The 23317-nt window shown below is 39.4% G+C and carries 21 protein-coding genes; 16 read left to right on the forward strand and 5 right to left on the reverse strand.

Features of this window, described 5'->3' with window-relative positions; all coding sequences use genetic code 11:
* Positions 1-4: 4 nt before the first annotated feature.
* From cmk to AB4153_RS00600, 10 genes are all read left to right on the forward strand, one after another.
* Positions 5-682, forward strand: coding sequence for a (d)CMP kinase (gene cmk / locus AB4153_RS00555; protein ID WP_229368742.1), 678 nt, complete (start codon positions 5-7; stop codon positions 680-682).
* A 92-nt stretch (positions 683-774) separates the two neighbouring features.
* Positions 775-2463 carry a 30S ribosomal protein S1 gene (gene rpsA / locus AB4153_RS00560; RefSeq protein WP_277868760.1) on the forward strand — a complete coding sequence of 563 codons (1689 nt, stop codon included), beginning with the start codon at positions 775-777 and terminating at the stop codon, positions 2461-2463.
* A 78-nt stretch (positions 2464-2541) separates the two neighbouring features.
* Positions 2542-2829 carry an integration host factor subunit beta gene (ihfB, locus tag AB4153_RS00565; protein WP_229368741.1) on the forward strand — a complete coding sequence of 96 codons (288 nt, stop codon included), beginning with the start codon at positions 2542-2544 and terminating at the stop codon, positions 2827-2829.
* 143 nt (positions 2830-2972) lie between these two features.
* The gene (locus AB4153_RS00570; protein ID WP_102527369.1) at positions 2973-3260 is read left to right on the forward strand and encodes a LapA family protein; all 288 of its coding nucleotides are present in this window, start codon (positions 2973-2975) and stop codon (positions 3258-3260) included.
* 1 nt (position 3261) lies between these two features.
* A complete protein-coding gene (gene lapB / locus AB4153_RS00575) occupies positions 3262-4422 on the forward strand; it encodes a lipopolysaccharide assembly protein LapB (RefSeq protein WP_371995989.1) in 1161 nt (386 codons plus the stop codon).
* Between the two features lie 130 nt (positions 4423-4552).
* Positions 4553-5248, forward strand: coding sequence for an orotidine-5'-phosphate decarboxylase (gene pyrF / locus AB4153_RS00580; RefSeq protein ID WP_371995990.1), 696 nt, complete (start codon positions 4553-4555; stop codon positions 5246-5248).
* A gap of 53 nt (positions 5249-5301) precedes the next feature.
* On the forward strand, positions 5302-6132 hold the full coding sequence (locus AB4153_RS00585) for an SDR family oxidoreductase (protein ID WP_371995992.1): 831 nt from the start codon (positions 5302-5304) through the stop codon (positions 6130-6132).
* A gap of 25 nt (positions 6133-6157) precedes the next feature.
* Positions 6158-6709 (forward strand): DUF2058 domain-containing protein, encoded by a 552-nt coding sequence (locus AB4153_RS00590; protein WP_371995993.1) that lies wholly within the window; start codon positions 6158-6160, stop codon positions 6707-6709.
* A gap of 151 nt (positions 6710-6860) precedes the next feature.
* A complete protein-coding gene (locus AB4153_RS00595; RefSeq protein WP_303516858.1) occupies positions 6861-7673 on the forward strand; it encodes a CLCA_X family protein in 813 nt (270 codons plus the stop codon).
* A gap of 199 nt (positions 7674-7872) precedes the next feature.
* Positions 7873-9630, forward strand: coding sequence for an acyl-CoA dehydrogenase family protein (locus AB4153_RS00600; protein ID WP_248955209.1), 1758 nt, complete (start codon positions 7873-7875; stop codon positions 9628-9630).
* Between the two features lie 121 nt (positions 9631-9751).
* On the opposite strand, the gene dacB is transcribed toward AB4153_RS00600, so the two are convergent.
* Positions 9752-11242, reverse strand: a complete 1491-nt coding sequence (gene dacB, locus AB4153_RS00605; protein WP_371995994.1) for a D-alanyl-D-alanine carboxypeptidase/D-alanyl-D-alanine-endopeptidase — start codon at positions 11240-11242, stop codon at positions 9752-9754.
* Positions 11243-11658: 416 nt separating this feature from the next.
* On the opposite strand from dacB, the gene pssA reads away from it, so the two are divergent.
* From pssA to AB4153_RS00630, 5 genes are all read left to right on the forward strand, one after another.
* Positions 11659-12972 carry a CDP-diacylglycerol--serine O-phosphatidyltransferase gene (gene pssA / locus AB4153_RS00610; RefSeq protein WP_371995995.1) on the forward strand — a complete coding sequence of 438 codons (1314 nt, stop codon included), beginning with the start codon at positions 11659-11661 and terminating at the stop codon, positions 12970-12972.
* A gap of 202 nt (positions 12973-13174) precedes the next feature.
* Positions 13175-14011 (forward strand): tRNA-uridine aminocarboxypropyltransferase, encoded by an 837-nt coding sequence (locus AB4153_RS00615; RefSeq protein WP_371995997.1) that lies wholly within the window; start codon positions 13175-13177, stop codon positions 14009-14011.
* Between the two features lie 78 nt (positions 14012-14089).
* The gene (locus AB4153_RS00620) at positions 14090-14413 is read left to right on the forward strand and encodes a hypothetical protein (RefSeq protein WP_102527360.1); all 324 of its coding nucleotides are present in this window, start codon (positions 14090-14092) and stop codon (positions 14411-14413) included.
* A 35-nt stretch (positions 14414-14448) separates the two neighbouring features.
* Positions 14449-16431 (forward strand): ATP-dependent DNA helicase RecQ, encoded by a 1983-nt coding sequence (locus AB4153_RS00625; protein ID WP_371995999.1) that lies wholly within the window; start codon positions 14449-14451, stop codon positions 16429-16431.
* Between the two features lies 1 nt (position 16432).
* Positions 16433-16711, forward strand: coding sequence for a hypothetical protein (locus tag AB4153_RS00630; RefSeq protein WP_102527358.1), 279 nt, complete (start codon positions 16433-16435; stop codon positions 16709-16711).
* A 56-nt stretch (positions 16712-16767) separates the two neighbouring features.
* On the opposite strand, the gene eco is transcribed toward AB4153_RS00630, so the two are convergent.
* Positions 16768-17337, reverse strand: coding sequence for a serine protease inhibitor ecotin (eco, locus tag AB4153_RS00635; RefSeq protein ID WP_371996000.1), 570 nt, complete (start codon positions 17335-17337; stop codon positions 16768-16770).
* 369 nt (positions 17338-17706) lie between these two features.
* Here eco and AB4153_RS00640 point away from each other — a divergent pair, with 369 nt between their 5' ends.
* Positions 17707-18681, forward strand: coding sequence for a GGDEF domain-containing protein (locus AB4153_RS00640; protein ID WP_248955395.1), 975 nt, complete (start codon positions 17707-17709; stop codon positions 18679-18681).
* Positions 18682-18813: 132 nt separating this feature from the next.
* Here the strand turns inward: AB4153_RS00640 and AB4153_RS00645 are convergent, their stop codons facing one another.
* The 3 genes from AB4153_RS00645 to AB4153_RS00655 form a co-directional block, all read right to left on the reverse strand.
* The gene (locus AB4153_RS00645) at positions 18814-19563 is read right to left on the reverse strand and encodes a hypothetical protein (protein WP_371996001.1); all 750 of its coding nucleotides are present in this window, start codon (positions 19561-19563) and stop codon (positions 18814-18816) included.
* Between the two features lie 167 nt (positions 19564-19730).
* The gene (locus tag AB4153_RS00650; protein ID WP_371996002.1) at positions 19731-22445 is read right to left on the reverse strand and encodes a bifunctional acetate--CoA ligase family protein/GNAT family N-acetyltransferase; all 2715 of its coding nucleotides are present in this window, start codon (positions 22443-22445) and stop codon (positions 19731-19733) included.
* Between the two features lie 21 nt (positions 22446-22466).
* Positions 22467-23264 carry a LysR family transcriptional regulator gene (locus AB4153_RS00655; RefSeq protein ID WP_102527353.1) on the reverse strand — a complete coding sequence of 266 codons (798 nt, stop codon included), beginning with the start codon at positions 23262-23264 and terminating at the stop codon, positions 22467-22469.
* Positions 23265-23317: the final 53 nt, after the last annotated feature.

Genomic DNA, 23317 nt, shown 5'->3' on the forward strand with positions numbered 1-23317 from the left:
ATTTATGTCTGAACGTGCTCCAGTAGTCACAATCGACGGACCAAGCGGTGCAGGGAAAGGGACCATATGTCAATTAGTCGCAGAGAAACTAGATTGGCACTTATTAGATAGCGGTGCTATCTATCGCGTATTAGCCCTTGCTGCGATTCATCACAATGTTGAATTAGAGAATGAAGAAGCTATTACCTTACTTGCTGCTCATTTAGATGTGCAGTTTTTAACAGGTACTGAACAAGTTAAAGTGATTCTTGAAGGCGAAGATGTATCTACCAGCATCCGTACTCAAGAATGTGGCAATGCAGCGTCAAAAATTGCTGCATTTCCTCGAGTTCGCGAAGCATTATTGCGTCGTCAGCGTGCTTTTAGTAACACACCTGGTTTAGTCGCCGATGGCAGAGACATGGGGACGGTCGTTTTTCCTAATGCTCCAGCTAAGATTTTCCTTACTGCATCAGCAGAGGAAAGGGCGCAGCGACGCTATAAACAGTTGCAGGACAAGGGCTTCGATGTTAATATCGATCGCCTTTTATCTGAAATCATTGAACGTGATGACCGCGATATTAATCGTTCAGTCTCACCTTTAGTGCCTGCAGATGATGCGCTAGTGATTGATACTAGTGGTATAGGTATTAATGAAGTGCTTGAGCTTGTGCTTGAACACATCAATAAAAACTTAACGTAATTTCTTAATTCTGAGAGATTATGAAACAACATTTATATCACGGATGATGTAAATAAATTAATTGACTCCACATCCAGGATGGATGGTGGTTTATAAAAGAAAGTAATCATAAAATGACTGAATCTTTTGCTGATCTATTTGAACAATCCCTAAATGAACTTGAGTTCCGTCCTGGTTCTATCGTACGTGGTGTAGTTGTACGCATCGAAAACGGTACTGTACTAGTTGACGCTGGTCTTAAGTCTGAAAGCCCAATTTCTGCTGACGAATTCAAAAACGCTCAAGGTGTTTTAGAAATCGCTGTTGGCGACGAAGTTGATGTTGCACTTGACTCTGTTGAAGACGGTTTCGGTGAAACTCAATTATCTCGTGAAAAAGCGAAACGTCACGAAGCTTGGATTGTTCTAGAAAAAGCTTACGAAGATGCTGAAACTGTTATCGGTATCATCAATGGTAAAGTTAAAGGTGGTTTCACTGTTGAATTAAACGGTATCCGTGCCTTCTTACCAGGTTCTCTAGTAGACGTTCGCCCAGTTCGCGATACTGCTCACCTAGAGTACAAAGAATTAGAATTCAAAGTTATCAAACTTGACCAGAAGCGTAACAACGTTGTTGTTTCACGTCGTGCTGTTATCGAATCAGAAAGCAGTGCAGAGCGTGATGCTCTTCTTGAGAACCTTCAAGAAGGTCAAGCAGTTAAGGGTATCGTTAAGAACCTTACTGACTACGGTGCATTCGTAGACTTAGGTGGCGTTGACGGTCTTCTACATATCACTGATATGGCTTGGAAGCGTGTTAAGCACCCATCTGAAATCGTTAATGTTGGTGACGAAATCAACGTTAAAGTTCTTAAGTATGACCGTGAGCGTACTCGCGTATCACTAGGTCTTAAGCAACTTGGCGAAGATCCATGGTTAGAAATCAGCAAGCGCTACCCAGAAAGCACTCGTCTTACTGGTCGCGTAACGAACTTAACTGACTACGGTTGTTTCGTTGAAATCGAAGAAGGCGTTGAAGGTCTTGTTCACGTTTCTGAAATGGATTGGACTAACAAGAACATCCACCCATCTAAAGTTGTTAACTTAGGTGATGAAGTTGAAGTTCTAGTTCTAGACATCGATGAAGAACGTCGTCGTATTTCTCTAGGTCTTAAGCAATGTAAGACCAATCCATGGGATGATTTCGCTACTCGTTTCAACAAGGGCGATAAAGTTTCTGGTAAGATCAAGTCTATCACTGACTTCGGTATCTTCATTGGTCTTGACGGCGGCATCGACGGTCTTGTTCACTTATCTGACATTTCTTGGAACGGTACTGGCGAAGACGCTGTATCTGAGTACAAGAAAGGTGACGAAATCCACGCAGTAGTTCTTTCTGTTGACCCTGAGCGTGAGCGTATCAGCTTAGGCGTTAAGCAAACTGAAGACGATCCTTTCAATGCTTACTTGGCAGACAAGAAGAAAGGTACTATTGTAAATGGTGTAGTTACTGCTGTTGACGCTAAAGGCGTTACAATTGAACTAGCTGAAACTGTTGAAGGTTACCTTCGCGTTGCAGATATCTCTCGCGAGCGTATCGAAGACGCATCTACACAATTCTCTGTAGGTGACAAAGTTGAATCTAAGTTCATGGGCGTAGATCGCAAGAACCGTTCTATCAGCTTATCTATCAAAGCGAAAGATGAAGCAGATGAGAAAGAAGCAATGGCAACTATTAACAAGCAAGACGATGCTGTTATTAGTAATGCAATGGCTGAAGCGTTTAAAGCAGCTCGTAAGTAATAAATCGCCTGTTGTGTGGGAAACGCACTTTGTTTCCCATTAGGCGACTGTGTTTGGCTTGATAATAGAGGGTATAGGATGACGAAATCCGAACTGATCGAAAAACTTGCCACTAGGCAGTCGCAGCTGTCGGCGAAAGAAGTGGAAAGTGCTATAAAGGAAATGTTAGAGCAAATGGCGACAACATTAGAAGGCGGTGATCGCATAGAGATCCGTGGCTTTGGTAGTTTTTCACTTCATTTCCGTGCACCACGTGTTGGCCGTAATCCTAAAACTGGAACCTCAGTTGACTTGGAAGGCAAATATGTACCGCACTTTAAGCCTGGCAAAGAACTGCGTGAACGTGTCGATGCGGTTAATCAATGATTAACGCTTGATTAAAAAGCCTCCTTTTGGAGGCTTTTTTGTATCTAATGCTCAGCAAAGCTGGTTAGTTGACTAAAATTCTTGGATAATCATTATATTGGTAAATTTCGATCTTATCTTTCACAGATAGAATGGAGCTGCACGTGAAATCTTTTATTGCCATTGTCATTGTTGGTTTATTCTTTGTTCTTGCGCTACTTTTTGGTGCTAAGAATGAGCAAATTGTTACTGTCAGTTATTTTATCGCTGAAGGACAGTATCGATTACCTGTTGTCCTCGCGGTTGTATTTTTAGCAGGCTTCATCATTAGTTGGTTATTTGCTGCTTATTATATTATTAAGTTGAAAATGGTCGTTAGAAAAAGGAACAAAACTATTGCTCAACTAACGAACAACATTTCTGAGCCAACTGTACAGGATACCGTCGCGTAATATGCTAGAAATCCTCTTTCTGTTGTTACCTATAGCGGCTGGTTATGGCTGGTATATGGGACGAAGAAGTATACGACAGAATCAAAAACAGCAAAGTAAAAAACTCAGTAGAGACTATTTTACTGGGCTTAATTTTTTACTTTCAAACGAATCTGACAAAGCAGTCGATTTGTTTATTACCATGTTAGATGTCGATGATGAAACCATTGATACTCACCTTTCATTAGGTTCGCTTTTTAGAAAACGCGGCGAAGTCGACCGCTCCATCAGAATTCATCAAAACTTAATTGCCAGACCTAGCTTAACCACAGAACAACGTGATATTGCTATGATGGAGTTGGGTAAAGATTATTTAGCGGCTGGTTTCTACGACAGAGCTGAAGAAATATTTTTAAACCTTGTTAGTCAAGATGATCATAGTGAAGAAGCTGAAACTCAGCTGATCTCTATTTATCAAGTTACCAAAGAATGGCAGAACGCCATTAACATCACTAAAGGTTTAAGCCGCAAGCGTCAGCAAGTTTTAAAATCAATTACAGCCCATTTTTATTGTCAGCTTGCTGATGAATCTACAGATGGCGCTGAGAAAATCAAATTACTACAACAAGCAATTAAACACGATGATAAATGTGGTCGTGCTTGGTTAACTTTGGCAAAAATTTATCTCGATTCAAATCAAGTTAATTTATGTAAAAAAGCTATCTTGGAACTAAAACTAGCTGATATTGAATTATTTTCTGATGTCATTGCTGTTGCAAAACAAGTCTATCGCGACACAAACGACGCTGAAGGTTATCAATCCTTGTTACAACAAGCCCTAGAGGCTGGCGCTGGGGCAAGTGTCATTATTGCACTAGCAAAACACATGATTGAACAAGGTAATACCAAAAATGCTGAAAAGATGGTGTTAGATCATCTTTACCGTCACCCAACGATGAAGGGTTTTCAGCATTTAATGCAACTACATATCAAACAAGCAGAAGATGGCCAAGCTAAACAAAGTTTATCTATGCTTGAAAAGTTAGTTGAACAACAGATTAAATTTAGACCCAGTTATCGTTGCTGCTCATGTGGTTTCCCAGCGCACAGTTTGTATTGGCATTGTCCGTCTTGTAAAGAATGGGGCAGCATCAAACGTGTTAAAGGCTTAGACGGAGAATAACGCCAGAGCATGGCAATATGCGTGGCCAAAGGTAACAACGATAACCGATTAAAACATTGGGTTACCAATCAAACATTTCATTTAATACCCTATAGCTGAAATGCGTTAATAAACACCTTACGGAGTAAACATGGCAGATAAACCGATTGTAGTAGCCTTAGATTATAACAATAAAAATGAGGCACTATCACTGATTGATAAGCTTGATCCATCTATGTGTCGCCTTAAAGTAGGCAAAGAAATGTTTACTTTATTTGGACCACAATTGGTAAAAGACATCCATGATCGTGACTTCGATTTATTTCTAGATTTAAAATTTCATGATATTCCTAATACCGTAGCAAAAGCCGTGTCTGCAGCAGCGGACCTTGGTGTTTGGATGACGAACGTCCATGCAAGTGGTGGTTTAGCGATGATGCAGGCAGCAAAAAATGCATTAGGCAATTATGGTCATGACGCACCTTTGCTAATCGCTGTAACAGTATTAACGTCAATGAGTGATGAAGATTTATCATTATTAGGGATAAATGTTCCTGCATCTGAACATGTTAAACGTTTAGCTGCGCTAACACATCAAGCTGGTCTTGATGGCGTTGTGTGTTCAGCTCAAGAAGCCACTATGCTTAAAACAAGCTTTGGTAAAGACTTTAATCTAATCACTCCTGGTATTCGTCCTGTTGGTGCTGATGTTGGTGATCAACATCGCGTTATGACGCCACCGAAGGCGATTGCTGCGGGCTCTGATTATTTAGTGATTGGTCGCCCAATTACTCAAGCAACTGATCCATTAGCTTCATTACATCAAATCGTTAATTCATTAACGTAAACTTATAGATATTGAACAATATTCTAATAGTATCACCTAAGCAGGAGTGCAGAATGTTTGATTATCATGGAAATAACGTTGTTGTTATTGGTGGTACAAGCGGCATTAATCTTGGTATTGCTTGCGCTTTTTCTCAGCAAGGGGCAAATGTTGCTGTTGCCAGTCGCAGTGTTGAAAAAGTGACAGCAGCCGTAGATGCTTTAAAGTCAGCTAACCCTCAAGGTCAGCACATAGGCGTGAGTTTTGATGTCAGAGATCCTGAAGCTGTCGCTTCGGGTTTTTCAGAGATTGAAGCACAGTTCGGCCATATTGATGTGTTGGTCAGTGGCGCTGCAGGAAACTTTCCAGCACGAGCGAAAGATTTATCGGTAAATGGCTTTAAATCGGTTATGGATATTGATTTACTTGGCAGCTTTCAAGTGATTAAACAAGCATATCCATTATTGGTGAGAGGCATAAAAGAGACTGATGGCAAAACGTCTGCCAGTGTCATTCAAATTTCAGCACCTCAAGCCTATGTGCCAATGGCGTTACAAGTGCACGTATGTGCAGCAAAAGCGGGTGTTGATATGCTGACACGTACCTTAGCCATAGAATGGGGCGTTGAAGGTATTCGAGTCAATTCTATTGTGCCGGGTCCTATCGCAGAAACTGAAGGTTTTGATCGCTTAGCACCGAGTAAAGCATTAAAATCTATGATAGCTGATAGTGTGCCGCTTAAACGTAACGGACAAAAACAAGATATTGCCAATGCTGCGTTATTTCTAGCATCTGACATGGCTTCATACATTACCGGAACAATATTACCTGTCGATGGTGGTTGGTCATTAGGTGGTGCAGGTGCTGCAATGGATGCATTAGCAAAACATTTACCTGAACAGTAATACAATTTTTTTAAAGGTGATTTAAATGGCCAACGCATTGCAAGAGCAATTGCTAAAAGCAGGACTCGCGAGTAAGCAAAAAGCGCGAGACGTTAAAACTCAAAAACGTAAACAGAAAAAAGCCAAGGTCGATGACGGCAGTGCTGATTTGAAACAGCAAATTGCAGATCAAAAGTTAGCGCAAGCAGAAAAAGATCGCGCTTTAAACGAGAAACGATTTGCAGAGGCGAGTGAGAAAGGTCAAGTTCGTGGTCTTATTACCGAGTTTAATAAGTTTGCCATTAGCATTCCTAAAGATGCTGAAATCAAATTTAATTTCACTATGAGCACTAAGATTTTATCTATTTACGTAACAGAAAAGCTGCAAGGTCAGTTATTATCTGGCGCTGTAGGTATCGTACGCCACGAAGATAAGAGCTACCTTGTACCTCACAAACTGGCTGAGCGTGTAAACTTATTGGTACCTGAGTGGTGTGGTTATTTATGGGAAGAAAATAGCAATACCCAAACTGAACAAGTTGAACAAGCAGATGACCCATACGCAGATTATGCAATTCCTGATGATTTAATGTGGTAAACACGGAGTAAACTCTCATTATTCAAATGATGTGTCTAATGGCGAATTCGTTTATCTAAATCATAATTATTAAAGCCTCTTTACGGGGCTTTTTTATTGCTTAAATTTATAATTAAATACCATTTCATTCATGCTTTACTAGGTAATCATCGTGCTTAAAAAAACTCACTACTATAGAAATGGTGCTGATTACCGAGAAGGGCAGCAAGCCAATTTTATTGATATCAAACATACTTTTGGTTTGAGGCATATTAGTGTCGGCAAATGGGTTACTAGAGAAGAGTCTGACATTGCAGCTAATCTAGTTTTTGATTCATTAGCTGATTTATCACAGATATTACAAGTGCCTACAAGATTACTGGGGTTGCGACAAACATTGAACTTGTTATTTGGTCGAGGGGGTCAAAAAGGTGTGCAGGCTCATTATTCCCCGACCACGAAAGAACTAGCTTTAGCTAAAAATGCAGGTGCAGGAGCTTTAGCACATGAGTTCTGGCATGCATTTGATCATTACATTGTTGATAAGGCTTTTGATGTTGGTAGCAATATGAGGAGTTCCCATTCTGCCTTTAGCGTTAAATACAGCTGTGCATCTGATTTATGGCTCAAAGATGTGTTGTTAAAACCTCACCAACTAAATGACAAACTGTCAGCGTTATTTAAATTGGTATTGTTGAGTGATGACGGCAAGAGTGCAAGTGATTATGTGAACAAGGCTATCGCCATTGATAAGCAGCAAGGAAGTTACTATTTTTCTAAACCTACAGAGCTAATGGCAAGGGCATTTGAGGCTGCAATTGAATCAGACGGTCATATTTATAACCAGTATTTGGTCTCAGGGACATTAGATACCGATACTGTTTCAAAAATGATATATCCCTCTATGGAGCATCGCAAACAGATCATGGCTTGTATTATAGATTATTTTGCATTGCTGGGTGCTGCTTACGAGCAACAGCAATAAAAGTTACTTATCTAATATCGTTCTCATTTTATCAATAAAACCCTGCTAATTATCTAAGATAATTGACAGCAGTTATCTTTCCAAAGTGCTTTTAGAAATATCCTTTTTTTATGTGGTTAACATGCGATTGAACTTGTGTTTATTGTGACTTTTGTATAAATTGAAACAACTGTTTTAATTATCTGTTTAAGAGTCTGATATGAACCCTTACCAAGCACCTTTAAAAGACATGCAGTTTTTATTAGAAAATGTCTTCGACGCCACCAATACTTGGCAAAACATGCCTGCTATGGCTGAAATGGTCGATATGGATACTGCTGTCGCTATTTTAGATGAAGCGAGCAAGATAAGCCGTGACCTAATTCAACCTATTAACCGAAATGGGGATGAACAAGAAGTCAGACATATTGATGGTAAGGTCATCACACCGGATGGGTTTAAAGAAACTTACCAGCAATTTTCAGAAGGTGGTTGGGTAGGGCTTTGTGGTGAGCCAGATTTTGGTGGTATGGGAATGCCGAAAATGCTTGGTGTATTAGTTGATGAGATGAATTACAGCGCCTGTAACTCATTTACTTTATACAGTTCACTGACTGCTGGCGCCGCATTATGTATTAATGCGCACGCAACAGAAGAGTTAAAAGAAAAATATTTACCTAATCTTTATTCTGGCCAGTGGTCAGGTGCAATGGACATGACTGAGCCGCAAGCGGGTTCAGATTTACGTAACATTCGTACTAAAGCTGAACCTCAAGAAGATGGCAGTTACTTAATTTCTGGTAGCAAAATTTTCATTACCGGTGGCGATCATGATTTAACTGAAAACGTTATTCACTTAGTGTTGGCTAAACTGCCTAACTCCAGTGGTATATCTTTATTTTTAGTGCCTAAAATCAATGTTAATGATGACGGTTCATTAGGTGATTCTAACGGGGTGACTGTTGGTTCTATAGAACATAAAATGGGCCTTAAAGCATCTGCCACATGTGTGATGAATTACGACAATGCCAAAGGTTTTTTAGTTGGTAGAGTCGATCGTGGCTTGGTGTGTATGTTCACTATGATGAACTATGAGCGCTTGGCTATTGGTATTCAAGGTTTAGGCAGTGCTCAAGGTGCTTATCAAATGGCTGCCGACTATGCTAAAGAACGTGTACAAGGCGTCGCAGCAGGAGGGTCAGCAACTGGCGCTACTGCAGATCCAATTATTGTGCATGGCGATGTACGTCGTATGCTATTAACAATCAAGTCAATTACTGATGCGGGTCGTGCATTATCAGTGTTTACTGGTAAACAACTTGATTTGGCCAAGCACAGTGAAGGTGATGTTAAAGCAAAAGCGACAAAATATGTTGGCTTATTAACACCAGTTTCTAAAGCCTTCTTAACTGACCGTGGTTTAGACGCTACAATCATGGCGCAACAAGTATTCGGTGGTCATGGTTATATTCGCGAAACGGGTATAGAACAATTTGTCCGTGACACGCGAATAGCGCAGATTTATGAAGGAACAAACGGCATTCAGGCTATCGACTTTTTAGGTCGTAAAGTCACAGGTGACAATGTCGCAACGTTAACTAGTTTCGTTGCTGAGATTAACCAAGAGTTAGCCGGTTTTGAACATGTGTCTGACGCTGACAAAAAGGCGATCAGCTTGCGCTTTGATAATTTACTCACCATTGCAAATCACATCAATGAGCATAAATTAACTCAGCCAGCATTAATTAATGCCAGTGCGGTTGATTTCTTAGATGCATTTGGTTTTATCCTTTACGGTTATTACTCATTGCTGATGGCTGAACGTTCACAAGGTCATGAAGATCAAAGTTTTGCGCAACAAAAACAATTTGTGGCAAAGTTCTATATGGACAAAGTTCTGCCTAAAGCGGATTTCCATATTGCGCAGGTTAGTCAAGGTGATGATGCTATTATGGCAATGCCTGCAGACTTGTTTTAAATTATCGACTTGTAAGCACTTATCAGAAAAAAGCACCTTAATTTAAGGTGCTTTTTAGTATCTACAATAAATAAGCTTAAGCAGCAATTTGCTTGATAGCGCAAAGACCGATACTTAAGGTTTAAGGCAAATCATTCAACGTTTGCAGCAAAAGGGCACTAAAAGGTGCCAGTCTGGCTTTTTTTGCTTTAGGGCTTAAGCCGTTTTCTATGATGACAAAAGCGTATTGCTTACCATTATCTGCATCTAAATATCCTGCCAAGTTTTCTACGCCCATCATAGTGCCGGTTTTAGCGGCCACTTCACTCTTTAACGGTGGTTGATTGAAATATTTTTTGTATTTGAGGGTACCAGACTCACCAGAAACGGGTAGTAATGTTTCTAGATAGTTTAATTGCTCGTCTGTTTTGATTAGTTGTAATAGCGCCATCATTTGATGGGCTGTAATAAGGTTGTAACGTGACAAGCCAGAGCCATCGACAATGTTTGCTTCAATATAAGGTAAACCAAGTTCTAGCATTATATGCTCAATGGCTTTTGCTCCGACTAAAAATCCATCTTTAGGTACAGTATTATTCCACTGTATCTCATCTAAAGGGGCTGCTTGCTCAGTTCGTAATTGCTTTTGGTATTGAAAAAAATACTGTCTGCCAATTTGTTTTAATAAACTGTCAGCAATTAAATTATCAGATTTTTGTAACATGGTTTTTAATAAAACGGGTAGCGGTTTTGATTGATGTGTTGCAATGACTGTTTGTGGCTGATTAACCTTTGATACAGTGTTAATACTAAGATAGTTAATCTTGTTTTGTTGGAGTAAATCTTCAATTACCCCTTTGCTGTATAAACTCGGATCGTTTACTGCTATCGCTAATCGAATGGATTTGTTGCCTGGGTAACAACCATCAATTTGATAATGGTTATTATCAAATCGTTGCATATGCAATTCACAAAAATGTTTTTGTGCTTCTTTTACATCAATGGTTTGATCAAACTTAGCTGTTGATGTCATCGTGATTGGATAAATTGATTTAATTGAAACGGTAGACGCCACTTTAGACGGCGTCAGCGTCGCTTTAACGCAATTTCTATCAATAATGTAATTTGACACCGGCGCCGCATAACAAATGCCTAAATCGTCCCAAGCCCAGCCTGGTGCGCGAGTTTGTTTAGACTCTTCTGCAACTAGATATACATCACCGCTAATATTACTGATCCCTTTTTGCTTTAATTGTAGGATGAGCGCATCGAGGTGTTTACGTTTTAGGGTTGGATCCCCTTGAAAGTGGATATACAGGTTACCGTTTAAGACATTGTTATTGATAACACCGTCATGAGTAATTTGGGTTTCATAATGAAAATTTTTACCTAATTGATGGCTCGCAGCTACTGCAGTGATTAACTTCTGAATGCTAGCAGGTAACATTAAGGTATTATCATTCAGTGTATAGATGTTTTTTTGGCTTTCAACATCCCAAACACTCACTGATATCTGTGACTGTGATGGGCTGATGATATTCATCATATTAGTTAAATAGTCATTTGCTAACACTGGAAAACTCATTGCCAGAATGACTACCGTAAAGGATAAGGCTCGAATAGGAAAAGGCATAATTAGATACAATCAATATAGGTAAAGTTAAAATACGTCATTTACGCGTGGTTTACATTAAAGATCTTTGCTTGTGGCTGAGAAAGAGTCGATTTTACAGAAAATATTGGGTCACTTTCGTGAGTAAATCGTTAGCGTTTAAGCCCAAATATATTAATTGTTTCTCATAAACTAACCAAACACGTGTTTAAGTTGAGAAAAACCTTGCTCGAACGCAGTTAAGTCGGTAATTTCTATCTCCAATTATTTTAGTAAATTTGTTATTGCGTCGTTTCAGATATATCGATTGATAGATTAAGCATTTTATTGTTCAAACCTAGAATAAAAATAGGGCTGATGCTTAAATTCAATACGAATAGTCATTTAAAAACGGCGAACTCAGTGAGTAACACTGAGAATCATTTAAGGAGGTTGCCTTGCTGGACAAGCTAGGTGGTATCGCATTACAAGCTGAATCATTAAAATGGTTATTAGATCCGATTCAGTTTAAAACTGAATTACTTTCACGCATCGCGAACGCGAAAAAAGCGATCTATATAGCTGCGTTGTATTTGGAAGATGACGAAGCAGGACGCGAAGTCTTAAATGCGTTATTAGCAGTTAAAGCTGCCAATCCTGAAATTAATATTGTTGTACTAGTAGATTATCATCGTGCACGTCGTGGCTTAATTGGCCATAAAGGCGATAGCGGTAATTACATTATGTACCGCAAAGCTATGGCTGAAGCTGAAGTCCCATTTGATATTCTTGGGGTGCCTGTTAAATCCCGTGAATTTATGGGCGTTTTGCACCTTAAAGGTTTCATTATCGATGATGCTGTCATCTTCAGTGGTGCAAGTATCAATAATATCTATTTCCAGCAATTTGAAAAATATCGCTTTGATCGCTATCACCTGATTGAATCTGCTGAACTTGCAAGAAGCATGACTGCATTTATTCATAAGTATTTAGTTACCGATCCAGCAGTTTGCTCATTAACGCAAGATAGCAGTAGCGAGCAGTGCCCTGAAAAGAACGATATTCGCACATTCAAGACGCGTCTAGGGCGTTCTAAATACGAATTTGAAAGTACGCGTATTGGTAATCGTGTGACACCGCTTGTGGGGTTAGGCCGTAAAAAGAATAAGCTTAATGAAGTGGTTGTTAAGCTTGTCGATGAGTCTCAAGAGTCATTGTTTATTTGTACGCCATATTTTAATCCACCTAATGCCTTGGTGCGTGCACTGACTCGTCATCTTCGTAATGGCAAAAGTATTGATATTGTTGTCGGTGATAAAACGGCTAACGATTTTTATATACCACCTGAAAAAGAATTCTCTACCATTGGTGCATTGCCGTATATGTACGAGCAATCGTTACGCAAGTTTGTTAAGCGCCAACAATGGGCTGTTGAAAATGGTCAGCTTAGGATCCACCTTTGGAAAAATGGAATTAATAGTTACCATTTGAAAGGGATCAGTGCTGATGGCAAAAAACACCTCATCACAGGCTCTAATCTTAACCCACGGGCTTGGGCTTTGGATCTAGAAAATGGCTTACTACTGCATGATGAATCTGGTGCTTGGAAGGCCAATTTTGAAGCTGAACAAGAACTGATCCTTACCCACACTGAGAAGCTGTTTCATTACAGTCAAATTGAAACTTTACAGAAATATCCAGTTCCTGTGAAAAAAATTATGACTAGAATTAAACGCTTAAAAGCTGATTTTTTACTACGTAGAATATTATAGCTAGGCAAAAATCATTCATCACCTTAATTGGTGATGAATATTTTTGAACGTAAAAGTAAACGACTGCATCTATTTGTGTTTAATACACTATCATTTGATACTAAGATAATTATGTATCAAGCAAGCATGATAATTTTCCTTAATAGCAAAACTATAGCTGTCCTTAAGTCATTCCCATATTGCGATAGAAAGAGAGTCCACCATGTTGGCGATACCACCTGAGCAGCAACATGCTGTTCATCGTCTGTACCAATACAGAAAATCAATTTCAACAAAACCTTTTGCAGCTAGAGGAATGAAGCTTATTCGTTGCCCATGGTGTTTATTAGGAGAGATTTTCTGCACCTGTGAGCATAGGCAGTATCTCAACACATCAGCTAGCTTTATGTTGATCATGTATGATGACGAAGTATTAAAGCCGACAAATAGTGGTCGTCTCATTGCTGATACCGTGCCTAATACCAGCGCTTTTCTTTGGTCGCGTAAAGAGCCCAATAAGCAAATGATTGAGATGATTAATGATGCTCAATATCAGCCTTTGTTAATTTTCCCAGCTCAATATGCACAAGAAGGCCAGCAAGTGGTAGAGCATATTGATCAACTATCAGTGTGCAAACAGTCAAACATTGATAATGCAGTTAATGCAGTTAATGCTTCTTTAGCGCATCAAGCTGATAAGCCTAAAAAAATACCGTTACTCATTTTACTGGATGGTAGCTGGCGCCAAGCGATTAAAATGTTTCGCAAGAGTCCATACCTTCATGATTTACCTTTGCTATCTTTTAATCCGGAAACCTTAGCCACTTATGAATTAAGAAAGGGCAGTCATGACTTTCAGTTGTCTACCGCTGAAGTTGCTGCATTAGCGTTTAGTGCAATAGATGAACCTAAAAATGGTGAGGCATTATCATCTTGGTTTGAATTATTTGTGGAGTCCTCTTTGCTTGGGCGTAATAGACGCTTAAAAGAAGACATTGTGCCAATCGAAAACTATATTGATAAGTTTAAACAAGCTATGATAATAGCCAAAGAAGGCTAGTTTTTCTTTTTAACTTAATTGATTTTTGGATAATTTGTAAATCAGTTCAATTGTTTACGCATAGGATGCGCGCTTAGTATGTTTGATAATAAATTAATTGTTCTTTACCGTTTAGAGCCAGGTTGTTTAGGACCAGATGGTATAGATCACATTGATACCTTTTGTAATCTTGCTCAGCAAACGTTAGCTGCGTTTGATACAGACAGTTGCCAGTGGTTACTTGAACCTCGTTTTAATAAACAATTAGACGAAATGGCTTATTGTTTAGCCAATAAAATGCTCACTCGCGCGCAAGCTGCAAAATATTTACAGCGCTTTGGTCATGACCTTGAACAAGTACAAGAAGTGTTTGAAGATAAACTAACGGATTTAATCAATCAATATATTGCTCGTAAGTCGTAAGCGTTCGACTGCTTTCAATCAATAAAGGCGTCGACATGCAACAGCCAAGTTCTCACATATCTACAACAGCCCCAGCATTAACTGCGTTATTAAAACAACAATTTGGTTTTGATCAATTTCGTGAAGGGCAACAAGCTGTCATTGAACATATATTGTCAGGGCATTCTTCTTTGGCCATTTTTCCAACGGGTTCTGGTAAGTCACTATGCTATCAATTTAGCGCACTGCAGCTTGCTAATGTAACGTTAGTGATTTCGCCACTGTTGGCCTTAATGAAGGATCAAATAGCTTTCTTACATAGTAAAGGAATTAGTGCAGCGAGTATTGATTCAAGTTTGACCTATGAACAAAGCCAGCAAGTGATGCGTGATGTGCGTAGCGGGCAGACTAAAATATTAATGGTGTCTGTTGAACGTTTTAAAAATGAACGCTTTAGGCAGTTTTTATCTTCAATTACTATTTCGTTATTGGTTGTTGATGAAGCGCACTGTATCTCTGAGTGGGGTCACAATTTCAGGCCTGACTATTTGAAAATTCCTGTTTATTGTCAGGAGTTCGCTATTCCTCAAGTATTGCTATTAACAGCAACAGCAACTGCCAAAGTAAAACAGGATATGGCTAAGCGGTTTAATATATTGCCTCAGCAAGTGGTTCGAACAGGGTTTTATCGAGCTAACCTTGATATCAGTGTATTACCCGTTTTAGAAAGTGAAAAAAATACCAGCTTGAGCCATTGCGTCAGCCAGTATAACGGTGCGGGCATTATATACGTGACTTTGCAAAAAACGGCTGAAGATGTTGCGCAGTACTTAACGACTCAAGGCTTTCAGGCCACGGCTTATCATGCGGGGCTTGAATCTGATATTCGAAATCAGATCCAATATCGTTTCATGAATGGCGAAATCAATATTATTGTCGCTACCATTGCTTTTGGCATGGGGATAGATAAAAGTAACATACGCTTTGTTATCCATTATGATTTACCCAAATCGATTGAGAATTACAGCCAAGAAATTGGCAGAGCTGGGCGTGATAATGGTTTGTCACATTGTGTCACTTTAGCAAACAAAGATGGTCTCAGTACCATAGAAAACTTTGTTTATGGTGATACTCCAGAACCGAGTGCCATTGCCAAATTAATTCAGCATATCAGCGCTGAAGTGGATAATGGCCGCTGGGAAATGCAAGAATCTAGTATATCCAGCAGTTGCAATATCAAGTTATTGCCGCTTAAAACCTTATTGGTTCAACTTGAATTAGCCAAGGTCGTTAAACCTAGTTTTGCTTATTTTGCTGAGTTTAAGTATCAATTTCTAGTTGATAAACATCAATTACTTGCAGGCTTTGATGGGCAAAGGCAGACATTTTTAAATCAAATTTTTGAACATACACGTTTTAAGAAGGTTTGGGGTCAACTAGATTTTGATAGTTTATATCAAGCTTATGGGGCTGAAAGGCAGCGTGTGGTTGCAGCATTAGAGTATCTTGCAGATAAGCAGATGATCTTATTAGAGACCAAAAAAATCACACAAGTTTTCGAAGTAAACCCTGCAGCGCTAGTGCAAAAAGATCTCATTGGTCAGTTATCAGATTACTTCCAGAGCAATGAAGTCAAAGAAATCGCTCGTTTAAATCAATTGTTAGCTTTTTTTGAATCACAAACCTGTATTACAGCGCGGTTAGCGCATTACTTTGATGATAATGCGGCGCCTTCGCAGTGTGGTCATTGTAGTGTTTGTCGTGGAAAACCGGCCATTTTGCCGCAAAAAGCCATAGCACCCATCGAAAACTTAACCGACATCCAAGCACATTTAGACAGCTTTAATCAGCACATGCTAACGAAAGGGCATCTATCTGTTTCAGTATCTGTGCAAGCTAAGTTTTTGGCAGGTATGATCGTGCCTATATTCGCCAGAATAAGAGTGAAACAGTTACCGGGTTTCGGTTATTGTAGTGAGTATCGTTATCAAGATATCGTTAACTGTATCGACAAATATAACCAAAATGGAGCGCACTAAAATGAAGAACAAAGCAGTTGAGGGCTTGCTAAAGAAACATGAAAAACTTAATCATTTAGAAGGCGTTAAAGTTATCTCTCACATACAAAGAGAGAAAGAAGAGTGGGTGCTGCATACACTTATGATAGACGGTTATGACGTTCCATTTAAATTTAAGCGACCTAAAAAGTATAAGTCGCTTAAAGATCAATTAGTGAGCCTTATTTACTACACCGATGAAGAAACGGTTGCAGGTTTTACCATAGAAGTAATGCAAGTGGTGCGGGTTAAACGTTATTAACATGTTTTTATCTGCCAATCAGTAAGTTAACCTACACCGCGAGCACCAATCCTGTTTTATTGATTACCTGTGTACTGGTAATCACTTTTGACTTGCCAAATACGGTAACGAAGTTCGGCACCTTCAGGCAAATAAAACACCTTAGGTAAGCGGCTGTCATAATCAATTGTAATACTTTGCCCTAGCGTCACAAATTTTGCTGTTTTAGGCTCGCGACACATCATCATTGTACTTGGCCCATCGGTCAATTTATCAAGTGTATAGTAACTATAACCCCAACCTTGCAGGTTTTGCTTTTCAATTTCGCCCATCAATCGATGTTGATTACAGTCGACCATTTTGTTTTGACCAATCTGAATTTCCACTTTATATCTCGCTTCATCGTCACGTTTAGAAAGCGATAATATATGCTGTACTTGGTTCTCTGTAGGCTTAGGAAACATTTTAGCTTGTTCAATTTCTTGATAGCTCTCTTGTGTAAATGAATGACTTGAAATCATGTTAGAGCGCTCAAATTGATTCGGCACAGGACTAGTCGCTAGAGATGAAAATGACATAGTGGCAATGGCGCCAACTGCAGACAACTTGATTAGATTTTTAAATGCGCTGTTAAGACTAATTTTCATATGGATTCTCACTTGTAAAATGCTAGTGTATTACTGGTATCTAAAACCTTGTTATAGATATAAACGGTTTGGGGTTCAAAAAGGGTTTTATTTTTTTATTTATTTTTAATTCACGAGGATTTTACGATAAGCACACCCCATGAAAGCTTAAAATATCTTTTATATTCAATGTTTTTCATTTTATATATTAAATTCCATTGCTTAAATAAATAATTTTAATACACTGGTGAAGTATACTTTTTATGTGTATTGCTAAAGCGACTTGTAGGTCACTAGTGCAGATTGACTGTTTCGAAATATGATTCTCACATTGATGAATAGGATGTTCTCTTGAATACTAATCTTGAAAATTCTGCACAAATATTACGTATGGCTGTGCCGCAAATGTCAGCGTTAAACATTCCTGTCACGCCTGAAAATTATGCCATTTGGTATCAATACTATTCAGAAACCAATTTGAGTTTAAAGCGTGCGATTGATGGTCTTCTTGCTAATGAGGTTGAATTTACCCCTTCAGTCAATCAAGGTTTATACAATAACTTCATACAAGAGCAATCGCCTGAAGTGATTGAGAATGTCCAGATTGAAACCCAGCTACTCATTAATAGCTTAGTGAATCGCATTAATCAGTTTGCTTCTGGTACCGATGACTTCTCAAGTAATCTCTCACATTTTAATCAAGAGCTTCAAACAGAGCTTAACCCTCAAACACTGAATGAACTAGTCGTTAATATTAGCTCAGAGATAGAGCAGGTCATCTCTAATAACCAATCAATGAAAGCCGATATTGAAACTTTAGGGGACGAGTTGAGCCAACTTAAAGAAGAGATGGATAACCTCAGTAAAGTCGCTATGACCGATGAGCTCACCTCCTTAAATAATCGCCGCGCCTATGAAATATTTTCAACGGAACAAGTCAGCTTATTCACTCAAAACCAAATACCTTGCAGTTTACTGATGGTTGATATTGATCATTTCAAAGCATTTAATGACACCCACGGTCACTTAGTGGGTGATAAGGTCTTATCATTTGTCGGCTTTGCATTAAAACAGTCAGTGAAAGGCAATGACTTTGTCGCGCGTTATGGTGGTGAAGAGTTTGTTGTTCTTTTACCTAACACAGAATTTAAAGATGCATTTACTGTTGCTGAAAGTATAAGAGAGCGTATTGCCGCGCGGCAATTAACGATTGGCAAAGAAAACAAACAGCAACTAGGTAATATTACCGTGTCGATTGGACTTGCCAATATTCAACCAGGGGATGATTCTGAAACTTTATTAAAACGCGCAGACGATATGTTGTATCAAGCAAAATCATCTGGTAGAAACTGTGTGAAAGGCTAATAAACTAAGCGTCCAAACTAGTATGAATGTTATGACTGTCATCATTGACGCTTATCTAAATTTTACTACTGTCTAACACTGACGGCCAATAAGTACAATTGTAGTTATTGGCACTTAATGTCGACTGTTTAGTTAAACTGCAAATACATTAATTAACTCAATCCAATCTTTTTCTAATTGACTAAATGTTTTCCCCGTTAAGGTGTGTGGCTCGCCACCTTGGTATAATTTTAAATAAATATCTAACCCATAACGCTCAATGATAAATTGCGTAAATGCACCTTCTTGCAGATATGCGAGCTTCCTAGCGGTTCCAGTTTTTGCTGAATGCCTAATATCTTCTGCTTCAGTCAGTGAAATCAAACTCCCATATTTTGCTGATTGCTCTGCAACAGCCCTATATAAGTCAGTGCCAAAATCTGGATATTCTGGTGTTCCACCAAAGCGATGCTGTAAAAACACGGCAAGGCCGTCATCATAAAAACGATCTTCATATCCATTTTTCTTTTGTTTTCTAAATGCACTAACGGCATAAACGTGAGTCAATTCATGGATAATAGCCATACCAGAGTGTTCAGACTGGCTATCTGAAAAAGCAGCTAGGACTCTTTTTTCGGGGATATGTATTGTGTTCCAATCTTGGTAAGGCGTGCGTCTTTTTTTGGAAACATAAATAATGAGATGCTCGTTAATCGGAGTTCCAACATAGACCGAAGACTGCTGTAAATAAGATAGAACGACTTCTCTATTTTTATCAACACGGTTTGCTAACTGCTTTATGGTGTTAATAGAAATGTTTTTATCGTATTCAATGGTGAAGTTTTCCGTTTGATAGCTTTCTGCATTAACAATCAATGAAACTGTACATAGCAAGCCAATCATGCATTTTCTAATCATAGTACTGTCAAATTCCGTTTTGATTTAAATTCGTTATATCCTTGCCCAAACTGAACAGAAATTCATGCTATTACATTCGCGTTCAGCCGTTTAGAGCCTGTTGAGTCACTCTTAACTCAATCGTGTTTAAACATTTATTATCACAGGGTCATTTACTCTTGGTTTGATGTAGATGAAGTAGGCATGTCCATGTGCATTTTGATCAAATGCTCCTCCATATCAAATGAGACTGCAAAACCAAGATTCTTTGCAAGATTTGCCATACTGCGGTTTTCAAACATGGTGAAGCCTGCAAGTACCGGAGTATCGGTAGTTTTATAGTAATCGACTAACTTTTCTAACAATAATTTTCCTAGACCAATCCCTTGGTAATCTCCACGTACAGCCATAGCAAATTCAGCTTCGGTATTATCAGGATCAGTTGATGCTCTAACAGCGCCAAGGGTGATTAATTCACCATTATCGTCTTCTGCCGTAGCGATGAATGCCATTTCGCGGGCGTAATCAATTTGGGTTAATACTGCCATTTCTTCATGGGTCATACGAGAGCGCACACCAAAATAGCGCTTGTATCTGTCTTCATCACTAAGTGAATTATCAAAGGCTAAATGCTTAGGTTCGTCTTCTGGTAAAATGGGTCTAAGCATGACTTTTAAGCCATTTTTCAAGACGGCTGTTTGTTCTAACTCTTTTGGATAAGGCATGATGGCCAAGCGCGTTTTAGGGTCGATATCGGCTTGGTTCAATTTCATATTCACATCAAGCAAAGTGATCGTCTTGCCCGCTGCCAGAACGGGATTTAAATCCAATGAAGCAATTTCGGGGCAATCAATTATAAGATGCGATATTTGCGTCAGCATGACACACAAGGCATTCATGTCTAAACCTAAAGGCAAATGTCTGTCTCTAAGCTTATTCGCTTTTAGAGCTTGAATGACCATGTATCGTGCTAGTGTCATGTTCAAAGGTGGTAGGGCAACTGACGCATCACGGGTAGGATCCCACTCAGAACCTCCTTCACCCAAACAAATAGCTGGACCAAACACAGGGTCATTAATAACAGAAACCCGTACTTCCTGCGCTCCTGCTGTTAAGGCCATTTTTTGCACTATCATGCCGTCAATCTTGGCATCTGGATTAATCTCTTTAACGCGACTTATTATTGAATGCGCCGCTTGTCGGACTTCATCGTCGTTGGTTAGATTAAGCATGACGCCATGAGCATCTGACTTATACATTAAATCTGGTGACTGTACTTTAAGCGCAACAGGATATCCAAGTTCGTTGGCAAGCTTAATGGCTTCATCTGCAGTTTTAGCAAAACAAGTTTGAATGGTATTCAGGCCATAAGCTTTTAAAATGTCGCTGGTTTCATGGGTTTCTAAAATGAAACGTTGCTCATTTTGCGCTTTTTGCAGCAGCTTTCTCGCACTGTTTGCATCAGCAGGGATATTATCAGGAATAGATTGCGGTACTTCTTGAAGCAACCTTTGGTTACGTCGATATTCAACCATGTGCATGAAGGCTTTCACTGCGCCTTCAGGCGTTCGATAAGTTGGGATCACCGCTTTATTAAACAGTTTTCTTGCCTGGTAAGCTGAGTTTTCACCGCTCCAGTTGGTTAAGATATTCAGTCGATTTCGATTAGGGTGAGCTTTAATTGCAGCAATCAAACTATTGGCAATTTCGTCACTTTCTTCTAATGCTGAAGGGGAATGCAATACTAAGATGGCATCCATTTCCTGGCTATCCATCAAGATATTTAATGCCTTGGTATATCGTTCGCTATTGGCATCACCGACAATATCGATTGGGTTTTGGCCAGACCATGTTGTTGGCAAGATTTCATTGAGTTTATTAATGGTGTCTTCTGATAGTTGAGCTAATTTACCGCCTTTTATTATGAGCTCATCAGCAGCGAGTACCGCAGGGCCGCCGCCATTACTTATAATGGCAACACGTTCACCTTTAAGGGGGGTTGAATGGGCTAAACTTTCAACTGCAGCAAACAGCTCTATTAAATCATTAACACGTAGCATACCAGCACGTTTAAATGCCGCTTCATAAACCGCATCATTTCCGCCTTTACCACCAGTATGTAGCATGGCGGCTGCGATGCCTTCTTGGCTACGGCCTGATTTAATCACAAAGATGGGTTTATTACGCGCTGCTGCTCGGGCTGCGGACAGGAAATGGCGTTTTTCATTGATAGAATCGATATAAAGCATAATGGCGCTGGTGCTGCTATCTCTACCGAGATAATCCAGCAACTCATCAAAATCAATATCTGATGCATCCCCTAGGGATATAAATGATGAAAAGCCGATGTCTTTGTTATTGGCCCAATCGAGCACCGTAGTACAAATTGCTGCGGATTGAGACACAAATGCGATTTTGCCTTTCTTGGCACTGCTATGGGCTAAGCTGGCATTAAGACCAATAGGTGGAATTATCATACCTAGGCTGTTTGAGCCTAAAATGCGCATGCCAAAACGTTTAGCGTGCTGCTGAGTCAAACTGAGTAAACTCACACCATTGTCATCATATTCATTGGCCATGCCCGATGCCATGATAATGACTACCTTACAACCAAATTGCGCTAAGGTTTCTACAATACTGGGGACTCGACTTGCTCGAGTACAGATGATGGCTAAGTCAGGTTTGATGGGCAGAGATTCAATATTAGGGTAGGCCAATACGCCCATCACGGCGTCGTATTTAGGCGTCACCGGCATGATCGGGCCTGAAAATCCGCTACCCAGTAAGTTCTTCATTAATACGCGACCTGCGCGCTTTTCTTTATTTGATGCACCAATGACGGCAATAGACTTTGGTTTAAATAAAGCGTGAATACTTCTCTGACTCATAATGCCTCACTTTCGAGTGGACTAACTATTAGCGATAGATTGCAACATGACTTTTTGACATAACTCAGATAACCATGAAATTTTTGCTTCATGACGACGCGCAGCACTGCAGATGACAGCTAAATCGACAGCAATCGCTTTATGGCTATCATCTGACTCTAGCTTAAATTGATAAGAGTAATTATCGGCAAGTAATTGGCATTGCACACTATAATTATCAACAATAATGGTTGGGTTGAGTTTCACGTCTATGGCGCGATACAGCTCAACATACTCATTTAGGTCTTCAATAATCAGCTTAATAAACTCGCCATTTTTATTGCCCACTAATGAGCCATAACCTGAAGCAATTTTCTTCTGGTATAGCTGTTGTGGTCGCTCTCTTAAGGTTTGTATTCCAATATCAATTGAGCCATCAATTAAGCCGTCATTACTTGTTTTACGCCATTGTCTTAACTCAATTACTGCTGAGGTCTCTGCTCTAATTGCATCAATGAGATCTTTTCCCATCATGACCATTAGTGGTTCGCCTAAATGAACCGTAATATATTGCAGGTTTTTAGGATCAAAATACTCAGGTTCTAAAGCCAGGTTGATTTGTTCTATAGAACTTTGTATTTTAGGGGCAATCTTGTCAGCGTAGCTGGTTGGCTGAAGACCATTTGCGGTGCGTATGAATAAGGGATCGCTTAATTCTTCACGTAATTGCGCCAACACTTTTGACACAAAAGATTGTGATCTTCCGAGTTGTTTAGCCGCTCTTTGGGTCGAGCCTGCTCTATATAGGGTAATGAACACATTAAGTGCATTAAGATCCATAATATACCGATAATTTAGAACACGTTAACTTCATATTACACCATCTATTCCAC

The sequence above is a fragment of the Shewanella sp. 10N.286.52.E4 genome (assembly GCF_041468785.1).
Classification (GTDB): Bacteria; Pseudomonadota; Gammaproteobacteria; order Enterobacterales; family Shewanellaceae; genus Shewanella; species Shewanella electrodiphila.